14 protein-coding genes are annotated in these 17,246 nt (G+C 32.9%); 1 reads left to right on the forward strand and 13 read right to left on the reverse strand.

The annotated features are described in order from the left end of the window. Positions 1 to 40: 40 nt before the first annotated feature. The gene (locus BW983_RS05605; protein ID WP_076550549.1) at positions 41 to 427 is read right to left on the reverse strand and encodes a hypothetical protein; all 387 of its coding nucleotides are present in this window, start codon (positions 425 to 427) and stop codon (positions 41 to 43) included. A 304-nt stretch (positions 428 to 731) separates the two neighbouring features. On the opposite strand from BW983_RS05605, the gene BW983_RS05610 reads away from it, so the two are divergent. Continuing rightward, positions 732 to 2,027 carry an NRAMP family divalent metal transporter gene (locus tag BW983_RS05610; RefSeq protein ID WP_076550551.1) on the forward strand — a complete coding sequence of 432 codons (1,296 nt, stop codon included), beginning with the start codon at positions 732 to 734 and terminating at the stop codon, positions 2,025 to 2,027. A gap of 295 nt (positions 2,028 to 2,322) precedes the next feature. On the opposite strand, the gene BW983_RS05615 is transcribed toward BW983_RS05610, so the two are convergent. The 12 genes from BW983_RS05615 to BW983_RS05670 all read right to left on the reverse strand — a co-directional run bounded on the left by BW983_RS05615 (position 2,323) and on the right by BW983_RS05670 (position 17,146). After that, positions 2,323 to 3,393 (reverse strand): glycosyltransferase family 4 protein, encoded by a 1,071-nt coding sequence (locus BW983_RS05615; RefSeq protein ID WP_084184315.1) that lies wholly within the window; start codon positions 3,391 to 3,393, stop codon positions 2,323 to 2,325. 11 nt (positions 3,394 to 3,404) lie between these two features. After that, the gene (locus tag BW983_RS05620) at positions 3,405 to 4,625 is read right to left on the reverse strand and encodes a DUF1972 domain-containing protein (protein WP_167369961.1); all 1,221 of its coding nucleotides are present in this window, start codon (positions 4,623 to 4,625) and stop codon (positions 3,405 to 3,407) included. Between the two features lie 125 nt (positions 4,626 to 4,750). Further along, on the reverse strand, positions 4,751 to 5,827 hold the full coding sequence (locus tag BW983_RS05625; protein WP_076550557.1) for a glycosyltransferase family 4 protein: 1,077 nt from the start codon (positions 5,825 to 5,827) through the stop codon (positions 4,751 to 4,753). Position 5,828: 1 nt separating this feature from the next. Further along, a complete protein-coding gene (locus tag BW983_RS05630) occupies positions 5,829 to 7,061 on the reverse strand; it encodes a glycosyltransferase family 4 protein (protein ID WP_076550559.1) in 1,233 nt (410 codons plus the stop codon). Continuing rightward, entirely contained in the window at positions 7,009 to 7,749 is a 741-nt protein-coding gene (locus tag BW983_RS24530) for an acyltransferase (protein WP_076550561.1), read from the reverse strand. The genes BW983_RS05630 and BW983_RS24530 overlap by 53 nt, the downstream gene beginning before the upstream one ends. Next, the gene (locus BW983_RS05640) at positions 7,746 to 10,055 is read right to left on the reverse strand and encodes a nucleoside/nucleotide kinase family protein (protein ID WP_076550563.1); all 2,310 of its coding nucleotides are present in this window, start codon (positions 10,053 to 10,055) and stop codon (positions 7,746 to 7,748) included. Before BW983_RS05640 ends, BW983_RS24530 begins: the two co-directional genes overlap by 4 nt. A 119-nt stretch (positions 10,056 to 10,174) precedes the next feature. Then, positions 10,175 to 11,479, reverse strand: coding sequence for an O-antigen ligase family protein (locus BW983_RS05645; protein ID WP_076550564.1), 1,305 nt, complete (start codon positions 11,477 to 11,479; stop codon positions 10,175 to 10,177). 4 nt (positions 11,480 to 11,483) lie between these two features. Continuing rightward, complete coding sequence (locus tag BW983_RS05650) at positions 11,484 to 12,596, reverse strand: glycosyltransferase family 4 protein (RefSeq protein ID WP_076550566.1); 1,113 nt, start codon at positions 12,594 to 12,596, stop codon at positions 11,484 to 11,486. After that, entirely contained in the window at positions 12,587 to 13,813 is a 1,227-nt protein-coding gene (locus tag BW983_RS05655) for a lipopolysaccharide biosynthesis protein (protein ID WP_076550568.1), read from the reverse strand. The genes BW983_RS05650 and BW983_RS05655 overlap by 10 nt, the downstream gene beginning before the upstream one ends. Beyond that, positions 13,810 to 15,960 (reverse strand): GumC family protein, encoded by a 2,151-nt coding sequence (locus tag BW983_RS05660; RefSeq protein WP_084184317.1) that lies wholly within the window; start codon positions 15,958 to 15,960, stop codon positions 13,810 to 13,812. The genes BW983_RS05655 and BW983_RS05660 overlap by 4 nt, the downstream gene beginning before the upstream one ends. Positions 15,961 to 15,968: 8 nt before the next feature. Next, complete coding sequence (locus tag BW983_RS05665) at positions 15,969 to 16,700, reverse strand: polysaccharide biosynthesis/export family protein (protein ID WP_076550572.1); 732 nt, start codon at positions 16,698 to 16,700, stop codon at positions 15,969 to 15,971. Between the two features lie 5 nt (positions 16,701 to 16,705). Beyond that, positions 16,706 to 17,146 (reverse strand): response regulator, encoded by a 441-nt coding sequence (locus tag BW983_RS05670; RefSeq protein ID WP_076550574.1) that lies wholly within the window; start codon positions 17,144 to 17,146, stop codon positions 16,706 to 16,708. Positions 17,147 to 17,246: the final 100 nt, after the last annotated feature.

The following is a 17,246-nucleotide window of genomic DNA, read 5'->3' on the forward strand; positions in this document are numbered from 1 at the left end:
GCAGAATACCCTCAATCAGAGAATGATTGAGAAAAATAGATTAAGATTGATGAAATCTTGGGGGCTCCCAGATAGAATTTAAAATTTCCTTATTGTAAAGGACACTTTTATAAAAGGTCTTTTTAACCTTGGTAGGATTGTATACCTTCTCGGTAAAATGAAAGTCTAAAGTAGAATTAAGGGTAAATGCCACTGAAAGAAGGCTCACATGCGAAACAAAAGGCAATCTTTGATCCTTGTCATAATCGCTGTCTTTAACCGGATGATCATAATGAGTTTTCAGAAATGCTGTAAGAGACATCTCAGGGTTAAGTTCCTTATGCTCCATATAATGTTCTATAAGAAGCGGCATTTTCAAAAGCTGATAAACTTCAGTTGTAGAAACTAAATACAATGATAACAATAATATGGAAATCAGCTTTTTCACTACTCCAAAATTATGAAATCTTTCATTAAGAATGATTTTAAATAAGAATTTGTTTTAGTCAGTTTATCAAGGTTTCAGAGAAAAAAGCAATTAAACACGTTTTTCACTGCACAATCAGTTCCTTCGAAATAATCATTATAATTGGAAATGAAAGAAAAACCTTTATTCAGATGAAGCATAAAGTCTTTATTATATTATCAGTATATATATATTGCACTATCTTACTCACCAATGGAATTCAAAAATATATTGATTATTATTCATTTTAATAGTATCTTGTAGAAAACAAATCTGCATATACTATATGTCTGCCAAACGTTATCTTCAAACCCGAGCCAGAAAAATCAGAAAATTCTTTGGATTATTAGGTCCGGGATTAACGACCGGTGCTGCCGATGATGATCCTTCGGGAATTGCTACATACTCTCAGACAGGAGCTCAGTTTGGCTATGCCCAATTATGGACAGCTCTCTATATGCTTCCATTTATGACTGCCGTACAAGAAGCCTGTGCAAGAATAGGAATGGTTACGGGTAAAGGACTTACGGGAGTTATCAAAGAACATTACAGCAAAAAAATACTTTATAGTTCTGTAGGGTTGGTTGTAATTGCTAATACAATTAATATAGGAGCGGATATTGGAGCCATGGCTGCTGCTGCACATTTAATTATTCCTGCTGATATTGTTATACTAATGTTATTTTTTACTGTTAGTATACTTACTTTAGAGATTTGTACCAGTTATCTGGTATATTCAAAAGTTCTTAAATGGTTGGCATTATCTCTTCTTGCCTATCCTCTTACAGCTTTCATTATTGACCAGCCATGGAAAGAAGTATTAAAAGCCTCTATTGTTCCTCATTTCGAATTTTCTTTCAATTTTCTGTTCATAATGACCGGAGTCTTTGGAACAACGATTACCCCTTATATGTTCTTTTGGCAGGCCTCCCAGGAAGTTGAAGAAGAAAATGAAAGAGGATTAATACAAGACGGAAAACCCAACATCGGATGGCGTCATATTCATGCGATGAGAAAAGATAACAATATAGGAATGGTTATCTCTGAATTTACAACATGGTGTATTATATTAGTTGGAGGAACTGTTTTGCATAATGCTCATATAACGGATATTAATACCGCAGCAGATGCAGCAAAAGCTTTAGAACCTTTAGTACAATCGTTTCCCAATTCAGGGTTGATATCAAAAGTCATATTTGCCGTTGGCATAATAGGCCTGGGACTGCTTGCTGTTCCCGTTCTTTCAGGATCTGCATCTTATGCAGTTTCCGAAGCTCTCAACTGGAATGCAAGTTTAAACCTGAAATTTACAAAAGCAAGAGGATTTTATATGGTAATTATTATCTCTACACTTATTGGTCTGTGTATGAATTTTGTTGGGATTAACCCCGTGAAAGCCCTTGTATATACAGCAGTTCTCAATGGTGTAGCTGCCGTACCTCTCTTGTTTCTGATTATCCGGATATCTGCAAGTGAACACATTATGGGAGAATTCAAAAGCGGATGGCTTTCTAAAAGTTTACTTTGGGCAACTTTCATTTTTATGGCAACAGCTTCTATTGCCATGTTTTTCACTATCTAAATAAGTAAATAATATAATGGTAAACTTCCATGTCTTTGAAATCCTCATCTTATTCAACTAGTAAAATCTAAATTGTGATACAAATCCGTATAGTTAAAATCAACAAAATTTGTTTAAAAAGTAGAGCAATTTAATTCTCTTTTAATTTGGCCTAAACGAACCAAATCATCGATGAAAGTGTTTGAAGATACGCTCGTCTTGTTCAAAAACAGCCAAATAGCGCCAACTGAAGATAGTTGGCGCCTTTTTTATATCAATAATAGCAGAAATTACTCCTCTTAATAATCAAAAAGCATTATTTCAAATTTTCCATCTCTTTGATTGTTTGTTTCCAAAGTGTAAAAATATTCATTGTTTTGATGATTTTAAAGATAAAAACAAAAGCAAAAAATGAAATAAAGGAACTATAAATAGTATAATTTTTAAAGAATAAATATTGAACTACAAAAGTTAAAACATTGATTAACAAAAATGTTAAGGTAATCTCCTTATGTGACAACCCAAGAGTTAGCAGATGGTGATGAATATGCGTTTTGTCTGCTTTGAAAGGAGATCTCCCTCTCAGAATTCTATCCGCATATACTCTTACTGAATCGATGATAGGAATGGTGAATACAAACAAGATAAAGAAAATCCCATAGGGAAAACCTGAATGATTATGATCGAATTTCGTGATGTAAATTCCAATACTAATTAATAGGTATCCTAAAAAAAGTGCCCCCGAATTTCCTAAGAAAATTTTGCTTTTCTTCGACATATTATATTTTAAAAATGCGATAATACTTCCGATAAACAACAACCCTATTTTAGCTAATTCTAAATTTTTCTCCCACACCATAATAATGAAAAACAATACAAAACCAATTCCGGCAACACCTCCAGCCAAACCGTCGATCCCGTCAATCAGATTAAACGCATTTACTGCAGTTGTGATAACCAAAACAGTCAGTAAATACTGCGCGTAAACGTTGATCTCATAGACCCCAAATAACCCGTATAAAGAAGTAATTCGGATTCCTGCCATTGCAATGATTATACTTACACAAAGCTGAGCAGCAAGTTTATATAATGCTTTCAAGTCTGCCTTATCGTCTAAAGCTCCTAGCAAAAGCATAATATAAGAAGTAATAATAATGGGGAGGATTTCTTTTAAGCTTTTAAATCCGGAAACTCCCATTAATAAAAATACAATCATACCAATCACCAAACCACCTATTAAAGGAATTGCCGTTTGATGTACTTTTCTCATATTGGGAACATCAACCAGTTTTAATTTCTGAGCTACAACTCTCATGAGCGGAATAATACACATCGATAAAATGAACGCAAGTATTCCGAATATAGCTAGTTCTACAAAATTTTTCATAACATTAAATTTTAAATGGTTTTATTAGCTTCGTTGAATAACTTTATATTTTTCAGATGCTCAACATTATACTTTCCTAAAATACTTTTGTCCAGTTCTGAAATTAATGGATAAACTTTGATTTTCTTTTCAGAAACAAAAGTTTCTTCAATAAGATGACTGTATTTTTTTGCAATTTTTTCCCAGGTATATCTCCTTTCTGCAATTTTCTTCATCTGAATGGCACAGGCTTGAAGATTTTCTTGGGTTAAATTTGTAATGATATTTTTTAGTTCATACTCGTCAGAAAAATAATACGCTTTATGCTCTGTTGTTGTTCTGTTGTATGAAACACCGTTGCTTATAATAGGCAATCCTAGAAACATGGCTTCTACCAAAGAAGGATTTGTTCCTCCTGCGGAATGCCCATGAATATAAAGAGCGGCATTCCCTCTGATCAAATCAATCGCTTCCTGATTGTAAATGGGATCCAGAAGATCAATGTTTTTAAAACCTGAATATTTTTGTTTCAGTTCCCTGCCATACTGGCTGTTATTCCAGTTGCCTACCAAGACCAGCTTTTTCTCAGGCAGTTCACTAAAAACCTTCAAAATAGTATGAACATGATTCTCAGGTTCTATTCTGCAAACCTTTACCGCATATTGCTCAGATAAGAACGGATATTTGTCAATATCTTCCTTCGTTGGGTTCAGATTAACTTTGGTATGATCTGCCCCATACTCTATCACCCGACTGATCGTTTTATATCTTAATGACGTATAATCCTGAATAGATTCGTTATCGGATATATCAATATGAGAAAATCGAACCGCCAATTTTTCTGCCCACCATAGATATAGCTTTGCTGCCAAAGGCCATTTATCTCTCTTCCACTCTATCCCATCAATGGAAATAATAATTTTTTTTGTAGTAAATAATTTCACAAAAGGTAAAATCCACGCACCTGCAACTCCTAACACCAATAAAACATCACTTGTAAATAGGGCATGCAAAATAGACAATGTATCATAAGGAATACTTTGAATTCCATTGGCATCTAAAGGAAGATATTTCAATTTTGCCCCCTTCCAATTCTTAGCTCTCTCTTCTTTGTTATATTTTTTTGATGAGCAGTACACTGTAAAATCGTAAGTATCTGAAAGTTCTTCTACAAGATGTGCAGTTAATGTTTCGAAGCCTCCATATTTTGCAGGTAAGCCAACTGTTCCTATTATTGCAACTTTTGTTTTCATAATTAATGATTTGAAAACAATAGTACGATTCGCATTCCAAAGAATTAAATAAGATTAAATTATTGAAAATCAATAATTTATAATTTGTTGAAAATTTTACCAATTTCCAAAATATGGAAATCCAATCACAATTTGGAAACAATTTCTACGGCTTTCTTATCAAAATACTCTTCAGAAAAGAATAAACTTTTTTGATAAGAATCGGAACTGAAAGCATTATAAAGTATAGAATCACTTAAAATAAGGTTCAGTTTTTCTGATAATGCATCACTATTTTTAGAATCGATTAAAAATCCGTTTTCACCGTTTTTAACAAGCTCTGTCACCCCTCCAACGGGTGGAACGATAGCCGGAAGACCGTAGCGCATTCCTTCCAAAATCGTAAGACCGAAGGTTTCAACCCAAAGATCTGTATGTGAAAGATTAAGAATAATGCTTGCTTCACGATAAAACGGATGTGTATCTATTTGTGTAGGATAAATCTTCAAATTTTGCAGAAGTTCTTTTCCTTTAAAATACTCCTGAATATCTTCTTCAGAGGCATTTACCACAAGCTTAAAAATATATTGCGGATTGTTTTTAGCCAAAACAAAAAATTCATTAACTCCTTTATAGATTTTAAGTGAGCAAATCATCAAAACAATCCGGTTTGTTTTTTCCTGATTTTGGAATTGGTCTGCCTTTTCAGCAAAATCCTTCTCCAAAACGTTATACAAAAGAACCTGATTATGAATAAGCGACTCCTGCTTCATTAAAAATTCTGAGACAAAAACAATTTTGTGTGCTGTACCTTTTGCAATACCAAAAAGAAAATTCTTAAAAACCTTAGGTTTTACAGATGTTTCATGAATGTGATAAATGATTTTACAGCCTTTCAGTTTTCCGACAATCGCTGCTCCAAAGGGCAAAACGGTATTAATGTAAACCAAATCGTTTTTTTTAAGAAAAAAAAGAAGCTTACCCATTAAAAAAAACTGACTGAGAAAAAAATTAATAATCCTCACCAATGAATTGTCAGAAAACCTGTACCAATACGAATGATTTTCTACCAAAGAAATATCCGAAAGAAAGCCTTCTCTTCCACCTGAAGTAAAAAGATGGGTTTCGATACCGTTTTTTGTCCACGCTTTCAGAAGCTGCATTAAGACTTTCGGACTTCCGCTGTAATCGTTTAATAAGTGAACCGCTACTATTCTTTCCATTTTAAACTCGATTATAAATTTCGTTAAGATGTTCTCCTCTTTTTTCCCATGAAAATCTTTCTGTAAAACGCTGTCTTGCACCAGTACTCATCTCTTTTTGAAGATTTTTTTCTAAAAATAATCTAATTAAGGCATCGCTCAGTCCCTTGACTGTTTCATCGTATTCTTGTTGAGGAATTGTAAAACCACACGTATGATTGATGAATTCTCCCGGACCTTCATTTTCAAGACAAACCACAGGCAAACCAAAAGATAATGCCTCCGGAACAACCATCCCTGCACCTTCGTGGGAGGGGAAAAGAAATACGGAAGATTTTTCATACATTTTCATTAAATCCTTTCTATCAATCCATTCTATAATTTCTATCAATTTTTCCATTTTGCTTTCCTTAATCAAATTTTCATAGGATACTCTCTGTTCACCTGTTCCAACAAGAACCAATTTACATAAAGTTTTGTCTTTTTCACAGAGTTGATTAACAAAGGTGATGAATGATTTTATCGTCAAATCAAAACCTTTTAGCGGAACAAATCTTCCGACACTGAGGACTATAAAATCCGATTTTTGCAGAATTTCATCTTTTTGATAAAAATCTTCCGAAGCAACTGATGGATAAAGGGAATATTTGCTTTTATCAATATTCAGCTTTTCTGGAACACCACTGTTCATACACCAGATATGGTTAGAATGCTGGACAGTTTTCTTTAATGAAGATGAAAATTTCCAGAATAAATTTTTCACCAGCCACGTTAATCGGTCTTTGATGAGATATTTTTTAGAATAATCTTTCAGATACTGTTTCGGAATTAAGGGATGATGGCCAACCGGGCCCCAAACCATAGGTTTTTTGAGCTTCCAAAGGAAACTTGGTGTCCAGTCATTATGGAAATTCACATTATGAACAATATCAAAATTGAGATTTTGTTTTTTTATAAAAGAAATAATTCCTTTCTGCCAAAGGTAATAGTATAGCATAGCTCCGCGACTTCCTTTTTTCCAAAAACGCATCCAATACGGAAGATCGAAATAAAGAAATTGGATATTCCCGTATACTTTGTCAGGATTTTTATCCATATATCTCTCAATATGAGGTCTGTTGTTTTCCCGGGTAACGGCAATTACTTTTCGGAATCTGGCAATCTGATACACAAAATTCCAGCCCATTGCGTCTTCCGAGCCTTTATACGGATTCACGGCATAGCAGGTTGCCAGTATGGTCTGTTTGGTATTCATGAGTTCTCGTTTTTAAAAGTTTTGCCGGAACGCCCCCGATAATACTGTTTCTCGGAAAGGATTTCGTGATTACACTTCCGGCGGCCAAAATACACCCATCCCCAATTTCTACACCGTCGAGAATAGTTACTTTGCTGCCAATCCAACAGTTTTTTCCAATTTTAATTCCTTTTCTGTTAACTCCCTGATGTCTGATGGAAGTTTCTAAGTCTTCATAATTATGATTTTCCGGATGGCAACTTAAATACTGACCTACAATACATTCATCACCAATTTCCAAACCACCGGAACCACCAAGATAAGCAAACTCTCCAATTCCTACATTGTTACCTATTTTTATTCTTTTTCCTATATTATTGAAAGAAGTCGATACAATAATTCTGCTGAAAGCCCCAATAGAAACATTGTCTCCAAACTCAATTCCCTCTTTTGCCAATGCAGAAACATAAACGTCATTTCCCAACCTTAGGAATTTCCCCCATTTCATTTTTGAAATATTAAAAAAACCTACCCTTTTTCCTAATAACATACCTTTGGGGGGTTTAAGGAAAAGAAGTACTTTCAACCCTCTTAAGAAGCTCCAAAGCTGAACCCAAGCCAGTTGTAAAATTGCTCTGGAGTCCAAACAATTATCCATACAAAAACCAGGATTTCTTAGTCGAATGATTTTCTCTACAATAGTTTTCATCTTGCTGTAATTATAGTGTTCATAATAGAGCTTACTGTTGTACTAAGATTAATATTCTCAATTGACAGATATTTTGACTTTTGATTTTGCTTATCCAATCTGGAAAACAGCTGGCTGTATTCTTTGGTCAAATTACAGATTGAATGATAGGAAAGTTCTTTTTTTCTGCTAAGAATTTCTTCAGGAGAGGCATATAAAAAGAAATTAAACTTTGGTTTCATCAATAAATGATATCCTGCCTCTGTTAAAGTTTGGGGAAGCTGAATATTACTTCTCCTACTGTCTGCAATAAAGTCAAAATAATACCTGTCATACAAAACAATCTTTCCTCTCAGAACATATTTCAGATAAATAATAAACTGTCCAAAAATATAATCTATGTAATAATAACTGAATCTTAAAAGTGAGGCAATTGAGCTTCTGTTTTGCCCTTGTCGGGGTAAAGAATTAAGGACGTCTTGCTTTGCTTTTTCACTTCCTTTTATATAAACACTCAAAATAGGCAGCAGTGAAGGTCTGTGTCTCAAAACGATTACGGGTCTTCGGTACCGCTTCTCAATCAGTTCTGAAACTTCAGAGATAATGGTAGATTTTCCTGCTCCATCCACTCCGCTAAAAGTGACAACAAATCCTTTTTCTTTGAACATATCTTTTAAATAATGAAAAGTGTTCTTGATCAGTGATAATCCTTTATTGGGTTCCTGAGCTTTCATTCTTTTTATACATTCACTTCTTTTTACCATTGTTCTCTCTGAAAGATTCTCATGTACCAGAGGTATATATTTATCCGGAATTTCTGAATTGTTCAGGGTATAAAAGTAATAGAGGTATTTTGCAGTATCTTGTAGTGAACATATTTTCACTCCAAATTTATTGGGCTTTGCATGAGAAATCATTTCACTGGAATTCATAAACTCAAGATTTTTCCATTTCAGACTTTGAATTAAATCGATGTTTAGAATTTTATGGTCTTTCGTTATAATTCTTATCAAGAACATGAAAGATTTTTTAACGACTTTTATTTTGTTGACAACGCTGTTCTGTTTTATGTATGAAATAAGTTTTACCGCATCTTTAGGTTGTATGATAATATCAATATCTGAATTTAAGGTAAGATTCTCAGGTTCATTATCATGGAATTTTAATGCTCCATATTGATAGTGGTGTATATAATCAAAAATGTCCATAACAAGAAGTTCTCTTGAGGTTCTGTTTTTAGTAAGATACATATTCAAAGCTTCTGACCATGTGTTTAATAGCCAATGGATCTGAACATGCCATTGTTCCTGTTCTGAATACACTTTTAAGTAATACAAAATATCAGTGAGAAGATAAAATTTCAAGTATTTTTTAAGGTCCTTTTCATTGAGATTCAAAGTGATTGTGTTTTTCTTTTTAATTTCTTCTAAGATCGCAGTCCAGGAAAGATGTTGTACAAGTATTGCATTCTGAATGATATAATGGAAGAAATCAAATCCCAATGGTCTTTCAAAAGATGCGAGTTCCCAATCGTAAATTGCCAGAGTATTATTTTTTGTATAGCAGTTCCATGGTGTGAAGTCTCCATGAGAAAAGGAAAGGTGTATGGTTTCCTCCCTGTCAATATCCTTTAAAATCATATCAATTTTTCTTATAAGATTGGACGGAATACGTTTATCATGAATGGTTTTGAAATTTTCCGCCATCATGTCAAAATATTTCCATTCTGAAATTTTGATATGAGTCTGATACCTTTCTTTTATACCCTGAAGTGCACAAGCATGCACTTCATTAAAATTCTTTTCTCTTTTGCCTCCAACAGAGATGTCGGAAAGCTTTAAAACGTGCTCATTAAGAAGAGAAGCTTTTGGAACAATATATAGTCTGTTATTACCAGAATAAGTAATAATATTAAGTTCCTTATGAATAAGGTTTTGAGCATTTTGAGTGTCTGCTATTTTGTAAAAACTACCATTAGCATATAAAACAGCTTTATTATTGGGGCCTATAGTTCCTGTAAAAATTGACCAATCTCTCGTAATATCAAATAACGGTTCTTTGTCAATTGTATAATATAAAATTTCCTTTTTAAAAAATAATCTCTGTAATCTAAAAAGAAATATAAAATGAATTATTATTGCAAATAGTTTTCCTTTACCTGTTGTGGTATTATAAAATTTCAGAAATAATGGCTTTTTAGAATTTGAATTCCAGAACCATCTTACTGTACCGTCAGGATTAGGAATATAAGAAAATGAGATTTTTTTACTTCCTTCCTGCTGCTTCACATACAATTTATAGCCTGTATTTTTAAATAAGTTATTCATGATACTGTATTTTATAAATAAATAGGATATAAATAGTCGGCCAAAAACATAAACAATTGATAAACAACACAATAACACAAGTGTTATAGCTATTGAATTTTCCAAAAACTGGAATAATGCTAATAAATGGAATTCTTTTGTAAAAGATCTGGTCTTTTCTTTCTAAGAATAATTTTCTGAAATCGGGTAAGATGGTGGTTATTTTTGAAAGCTATTGAAAATATAATGATCTGATAAAAGAGAATTCCATAATTGCTTTCTCCAAAAATTCCAAACTCTGTAAAAGAATTAATAATAATAGGAATAAGCATTCCGATGAGCATGAGCTTAAGCTCCTTTTGCTCCGATAGAATTGACTTTATTGTGAAAAATACCTGAAATAAAACAATTGTAAGCCCGATAAACCCGAGGTTCATTAAAACCTGCATAAAAGTATTATGGGTCATTTTCCCTGGATAGGTATGTGCACTTTGAAAAAATTCTTTATAATCAATTCTCATAAAACCGAAGCCCAACAAAGGTTCCCTGGGCAAACCTTCTGTAATTAAAGCTTTCCAAAAAGGAAGTCTTCCGGTAAGGCTCATCACTTCATCAAGCCTATCCTGATTGCCACCTTTTAAAATAACCGTATACACAGCAAACGGAGCAACAGCTGCAACAACGGCAATAATAGCAAATTTCAACTTTTTTTGCTTGGTTTGGTTAACATGGAAAAATATAATCAGTAATATCCCAATTAATGAAGATCTGGATCCTGTCATGAAAAGAGCATATAGAATCACAAGAATTTTTACAATGGTCCATATTTTATTTTTGAACCGATACAAGTCAAAAATAAGACAAGCAGACCCTACTCCTGCCAACATGCCAAGTTCATTAGGATTCATCATGGTGCCTCCTAACCTCGCTTCTTCACCCCCGTCTGTAAGCCTAAAAAAAACATCAGGAGCACTCCACATACCGATAACGAAAATAAGTTGCAAAACAAAAACTGTATTTCCTAAAAGATGATATAGCCGAATAGGATGTCCTTCAAAATAAATATCCAATGTTTTTAAGCTTTTCACAAAAAAATAAGCAAAAACCAAGCTCTGAAAAGTCATAAACCATTGCAATGCACTGAAACCAGGATTGGTACTCCATGAAAAGGAAATAAACCCTAATGTAAGATAAACCAAGTATAGAACAGGTGAAAAAATATTTTTGTAGGACAAAGAGTTCACACTTCCATAATTGATAATCTTTTGGTAAACAAATATTGACGAAATCATCACCCCCATTCTTCCGACCACTTTTATTCCTCTTGTAATGGCAACATTTTCACTCCAGGTAAAAAAACACGCTACCATCAACAACAAAATAATAAACATCTGATTGTTGAGTTTTTTTAGAAATTTTTGATGTTGCAGTGGTAATGTTTCCATTTCGTTAACTGTAAAGTTTGGTATTCATTTGTTGAAGAATTGTATTCCAGTCGAATGCTTCTTCTACCATTTTCACAGCATTTCGACAGTATTTTTCGTATTGATACTGGTTTTTCCAGATGTTATAGATCTCAATAAAAGCTTGTTCCAAAAGTTTGGAATCAGGAAACGGAATGTTGATTCCGGCATTGTATTTTTCAATGAGATAACCAATATTTGTATTTTTTGTTACAATACAGGGTTTTGCAAAATGAGCAGCCTCAATTACAGAAACCGGTAAGCCTTCGTTTCTTGAAGGGTGTACAAAAACATCCATTTTTTTTATCAAATCATTCTTCTCTTCTCCGAATTTACTTCCCAGAAGTTCAATTTTACCCGACATTTTGTATGATTCAATGAGTGTATGAAGTTCATCTTTTTCTTTACTGTCACCTATAATCCAAAATTTGGAATCAGGATGATTAGCATTGAATGAAGCAAAGCTTTCCACCAAAAGATCAAGGCCTTTTGTATAAATGTCGAGTCTTCCCACAAAACCAAAAATGATTTGTTTTTTATATGAATTGATCTGAAATTCCTCTTTAAGCTGTTCAAAGCCATAGGGAATCAAAACACTTTTTTGGTTCGGAAAAATAGTTTGTAATCCGTCGATTTCACTCTCCCCAATACAATGAATTTTTGAAGCATTTTTAATAAAATTTTTCTCAAAAAGATTAAAATAAACCTTCTTTCTTAGTTTACTTTTTTCCATTGCAACAGTGTTATACGCTCCATGTGGAGTAATCACATACTTTCGGTGGTTTTTATTCAAAAATTTACTTAATGAAGAAAATACAGGAATCCAACCACCATGAAGATGAAAAATATTTGATGGATCGCTTTTCAAAATTTCTTTTTTTAACCCTTTAGGAATAGAAAAAGGGTTTTTGTTCCGTTTGAAAACTTTTGTAGTAAATAATCTTTCGGGGTAATTAATTTCTGTATTTTCAGAAATTCCCCAAACCTCAACATGAAAATTGTTTTCGGCTTGCTTCGTAGCAATATTATAAACTACTTTATTTACGCCGTTCATCTTTTCCGGATTCGCTTTGCCTAAAATTAAATGAATTATACCCATACCGAAATCTTTTTTTTGTTAAGGAGAATCTTCCAGTACACAATCATAAGGACCTGATTAATGACCAAGCCAGCGACAGCTCCGTAAAGGGCACCGTATTTTAATAGAAAATGAAAACTTAAGACTGAGAAAATAAATGATATACAATACCCTATAAAAAAGGCTTTATTTTGTTCTAAAACTCTGATGGAAATTCGTGTCGGATAACTGTACAAAATCACAAAATATAATACGGAAACAAGTTTAATTACAAATCCATAGTCTTTATATTTTTCGCCGCCAAGCAACGTAATTAATGGTTCTGAAAAGATGAAAAATACAGTGATAAGAGCCCCCAGAATCATCATTCCTTTAGATAAATTGAAAAGCAACGTTTTCTTCTCTTGCTTTTTGTTTTGATGATACAATTGGGCTGCTTTTGGAAGGTAATAATTTTCCACAGTTTGTAAAATTACATTGATTGCCCCAAAGAAAGATTGCACTAAACGTAATGCTCCCAACGCATTAATTCCTAAGTAAATTCCGGCCACAAGCGTGAAAAAATTACTGGAAAACCACTGCATAATTGAAGCACTGAAAAGCCATTTTCCTTCTTTGAAATGATATTGCAAAAGTTCTTTATTTTGTAAACTAAATTCAGCGTTTCGTAAAAAGAAGAAAATTCCGGGAAGTGAAGCGATGATGTTGACAACCCCTATAATTAACAAGCTCTTTTCTAATTTCAAACTTTCCTGATACCCAATAAAGGGAAAGACCAATAGAAAAATGCTGTCCATTACAACGACAAGCTTTATAAGATCAATGGCCAATAATATTTTTCTGAGAAAATCCTGAAATAAATAGGCAGAAATAAAAATAATAATGACTGGTAAATTAGTTTTAAAAAAGTAAATGGCTGAAATCGGAAGAAATTTTACGCCATACATCAATAAAGCAAGAATAAAGATCAAAACCAGTGATATTTGAAAAACAAATCCTAATGGTTTTTTATTACATCCTTTTGCCACAGAAATCTGAAAGGGCTGAACGATAAGTGCATTGAAAATCCCAACAAAAAAATAAGTTACTAAAAGCACCGTTGAGAAAAGCCCAAAATCTGTAATGTTGAGTTTTCTTGCCAACAAAAAAGTAAGTAAAAAGTTGCTTCCACTGAAAATCAGCTGGTCTGTAAAAACCAGAGAATACGGTTTGCGTAGTATTTCCGCGAGCTTTTTCACGATCTGAATTTATTTACAAAACTTTTAATAGTGGTTATCAAACTGGGGTTATAACTTTCTTTATTTAACACGAACCAAAGATTCTTCACCTGGTATTCGTCTTTCAAAAGTTCAACGTTCATAATATTTTTTGCAGCGGTTTTTCTACTGTCTAGTAAGAAGAGATTCTGATCTGCCAGTTTCAGGAAAAGTAAAGGAAGTTTACCTTGCTTTATTGATTGATTATTAATAAAACATATATCATAATCCTGTACTCGTTCGGTAATAATACGATGAACATCCTGATAGGTCATTTGCAGATTCTGATCAGAAGAAAAATCGATGTAATTATGGGAAGAGATATTTTTTAATGTATTTGCAACATCTATAACCAAAACTTTCCTGGATTGAGCCTGGAGAGCGCTGATGATATTTTCTGCATGAAACTTATGCTGTTTGGGATTATCATAAGAAGTAATACAAATTATATTTTTTTCTTTAATAATTTCTTTAAGTTCCATCTCAAGGACGTCCTCCAGGAAATGGTGCATCACCATGTTCTTATCTTTTATGAAAGGGGTTGTAAATGCTATTTGAATTGAACTGTTTTTTTCAATAGTATACAGATCATTCACTTTAGCTTTAGCAAAGTGCACTAAGTAAATCAATACAATAGACCCTATCATACTCATTATCGCCGCCACAATGATAATGATGGAACGCATAGGTGATACAGGTTGTTGGGAAGCTTCTCCGCGGGTTATAATTTTATGAAATGATATTTTTGCAGATTTTGCAATTTCGGCATCTATTCTTTTTTCATTTAGGAAATTATAGTTTTTTTCATAAAGATTAAACTCCCGATTCATAATATTCAGCAGCTTCTCTTTTTCGGGAAGTCCTACAAAAGATTGTTCGGCAACCTGAATATCGCGATCAATATCATTATATTTTATTTGTAGATTTTTCTCTGTATTTCTGATGCTTTCTGTTTGATATTCTGTAAGATCTTTAATTTTAGCATCAATGACTTTTACTTTTTCATGTTCAGGGGTATAGGTAAGCAGAAGTTCTTTTTTATCAGCTTGCAGCTGCTTCATATTTTTTACCATTTCAGTAGATAGCAGATCATTGAAAGCCTCAAAATTTGTTGCTAAGTCAAGATAGTTATCTTTACCTTGGTTTATATATCCATTCAGGCTCTTGATAGCATCAAGATTCATTTTTAAATTGCTTTTCTGAATTTTCAGCTGTGAAATCTTTCTAAGATCTGTTTCCGTTTCCTGTGGGATATTGATGATGTTTTCTTTATTTCTATAGTCCTCAATCTTATTTTCTGCATCAGAGAGTTTATTATTAGCCTGTCCGATTTCTTTCTTCAGAAAATCCACCGTAGTATTGGCTGCTCTATATTTATTTTCAATGTAATCTTCAATGTATGTTTCAGCAAGGGTGTTAACAAACAGGGCTGCCTTTTCAGGAACATTGCTTTTGAAATTAATTCTAATGACAGGAACATCTTTATCTACCGGAACAATATCCAGGCTTTTATTGATTTTTTCTAAAAGCTTTTCTCTGCTAAGAAACTCGAATTCATATTCATCTTCTAATTTTGCATCGGGTTTTGATAATAAATAATTGTTATTCAATGTTATCAAAATTTTTCCCCCTTTAATATTTACCGGGCTTCCAAAAATGCCATCAATTTCTTTGACATTGTCTGGCAATATTATTTTAAAACGTTGTTTTGAAAGAATGTTTAACTGAATTTTCTTATCATAATTATTTATCGTGCTAAATGTTCCCTCAATGAAGACGGGTGAGTCGTTGAACAATTCTACAGAGCGCATTTTCCCTTTACGATATATTTCGGTAGAGAAAGGTAGTTTTTTTAACGTTTTGTCCAATAATGAGGTTGATTTTAGAACTTCAATTTCAGTGCTGATTTTATTCGCGCTGGCAAAAACATCAAAATCTTTGAAAAGGTTGGCACTGGGAACTCCTTCCTGTGTATCCGCAAGTTTTAATTTGGCAGTACTTTCAAACAGTGGGGTTACATAATTAAGATATTTTTTTGTCGCCAATATCGAAATGATCATTATCAAAATAATAATGGGCAAGCCTCTTAGAAAGGGTTTCAAAAATCGAAGATTTTCATTATTCATCATGACAAAACTTATAATAGGTTGATTAGTACTGCGGCGGCCGAAGTAACCGTAGTAAAAGGAATAATGGTAGAAACTCTTTTATCAAAATCCTTACTTTTTTTAGAAGGAACAATAACATAGTCTCCAGGATGAAGAACAATATTTTGATTGGGAATATCCTTCATTTCTGTAAGATCAATATTGGTTACTCTAACGTTTTCACCTTCCTGTCTCAATATTTTCACCGATTTCAGATTAGCATACATTTCGAATCCGCCAGCTTTTGAAACAAGCTCCAACAAAGTATTCTGATCTTTATCAACCTGTATCACTGCAGGGTTCTTCACTTCTCCCATGACTGCAATTTCTTTATTGAGCACCTTAAGATCTACGATAGGATTCACAAGCCATCTTTTCAATTTTGTTTTGATTTCGTCTTTAAGTTCAGGAATCGTTTTACCGATTACATTGGTTGTTCCTAATCTTGGTATTTCTATATTTCCATTAATATCAACCAGCAGCCATTTCCCATATACTTCATTTGAATTATAGATCCCATATACTGATCCAACACTCAAATCATCCTGTCCCCATACAGACAATGTAATTTTATCATCTTTACGGATTTTATATTCATATTTGGGATCATATGAAAAATCTTTCATATCACGGGAAGGATGCTCTTCTTCCAAAACATTGTACGTCTTACATGAAAACAAAAAGAATAAAAAAACGGATGATATGATGATTTTTTTTAACATACTATTTAAAATAAAATTGAAAAGAATTTTCTAAAACCTTTCAGTTTGCTATGAGACATTTCTTCTTTAATTTTTAAAATCTTTTCTACAGTCTCAATCATTTTCTCACAAACTCTGGCATCTTTTACTAAATAATCAAATGCTCCGTACTTCAAGGCATTCACTGCTGTATCTATATTTTCCTGAGCAGAAACCATGATTACATAGATGTTGGGATCGTAACGTTTTATTTTTTTCAATACTTCAAAGCCATTAAGGTCTTCCATATTATGATCTAGAAAAATAATATCGGGCTTCTGATAAAGTTCCTCAAGACATTCTTCTCCATTACTAAATGAAGTGATATTTTCATAATGATTATTTTTCAAATACTGTTCATATACCGTTGTGCAAAATCTATCATCATCTACAATAAAGAATTTTAAATTTTGATTATAAGTTTCCATCTTTTTTTATTTGAAAACTATATCTCCACTTTCATACCTTTGCATAAAATATTAAAAATCAACATATTAATAAAATAACAAAATCCAAAATATAGAATCT

The organism is Chryseobacterium ureilyticum, assembly GCF_900156735.1.
Classification (GTDB): domain Bacteria; phylum Bacteroidota; class Bacteroidia; order Flavobacteriales; family Weeksellaceae; genus Chryseobacterium; species Chryseobacterium ureilyticum.

Coding starts and splice junctions, on each gene's coding strand:
- BW983_RS05665 (WP_076550572.1), bottom strand. CDS start 16,700: ATGTTAAAAAAAATCATCATATCATCCGTTTTTTTATTCTTTTTGTTT.
- BW983_RS05620 (WP_167369961.1), bottom strand. CDS start 4,625: ATGAAAACAAAAGTTGCAATAATAGGAACAGTTGGCTTACCTGCAAAA.
- BW983_RS05645 (WP_076550564.1), bottom strand. CDS start 11,479: ATGGAAACATTACCACTGCAACATCAAAAATTTCTAAAAAAACTCAAC.
- BW983_RS05610 (WP_076550551.1), top strand. CDS start 732: ATGTCTGCCAAACGTTATCTTCAAACCCGAGCCAGAAAAATCAGAAAA.
- BW983_RS05625 (WP_076550557.1), bottom strand. CDS start 5,827: ATGGAAAGAATAGTAGCGGTTCACTTATTAAACGATTACAGCGGAAGT.
- BW983_RS24530 (WP_076550561.1), bottom strand. CDS start 7,749: ATGAAAACTATTGTAGAGAAAATCATTCGACTAAGAAATCCTGGTTTT.
- BW983_RS05615 (WP_084184315.1), bottom strand. CDS start 3,393: ATGAAAAATTTTGTAGAACTAGCTATATTCGGAATACTTGCGTTCATT.
- BW983_RS05640 (WP_076550563.1), bottom strand. CDS start 10,055: ATGAATAACTTATTTAAAAATACAGGCTATAAATTGTATGTGAAGCAG.
- BW983_RS05630 (WP_076550559.1), bottom strand. CDS start 7,061: ATGAATACCAAACAGACCATACTGGCAACCTGCTATGCCGTGAATCCG.
- BW983_RS05650 (WP_076550566.1), bottom strand. CDS start 12,596: ATGGGTATAATTCATTTAATTTTAGGCAAAGCGAATCCGGAAAAGATG.
- BW983_RS05670 (WP_076550574.1), bottom strand. CDS start 17,146: ATGGAAACTTATAATCAAAATTTAAAATTCTTTATTGTAGATGATGAT.
- BW983_RS05660 (WP_084184317.1), bottom strand. CDS start 15,960: ATGATGAATAATGAAAATCTTCGATTTTTGAAACCCTTTCTAAGAGGC.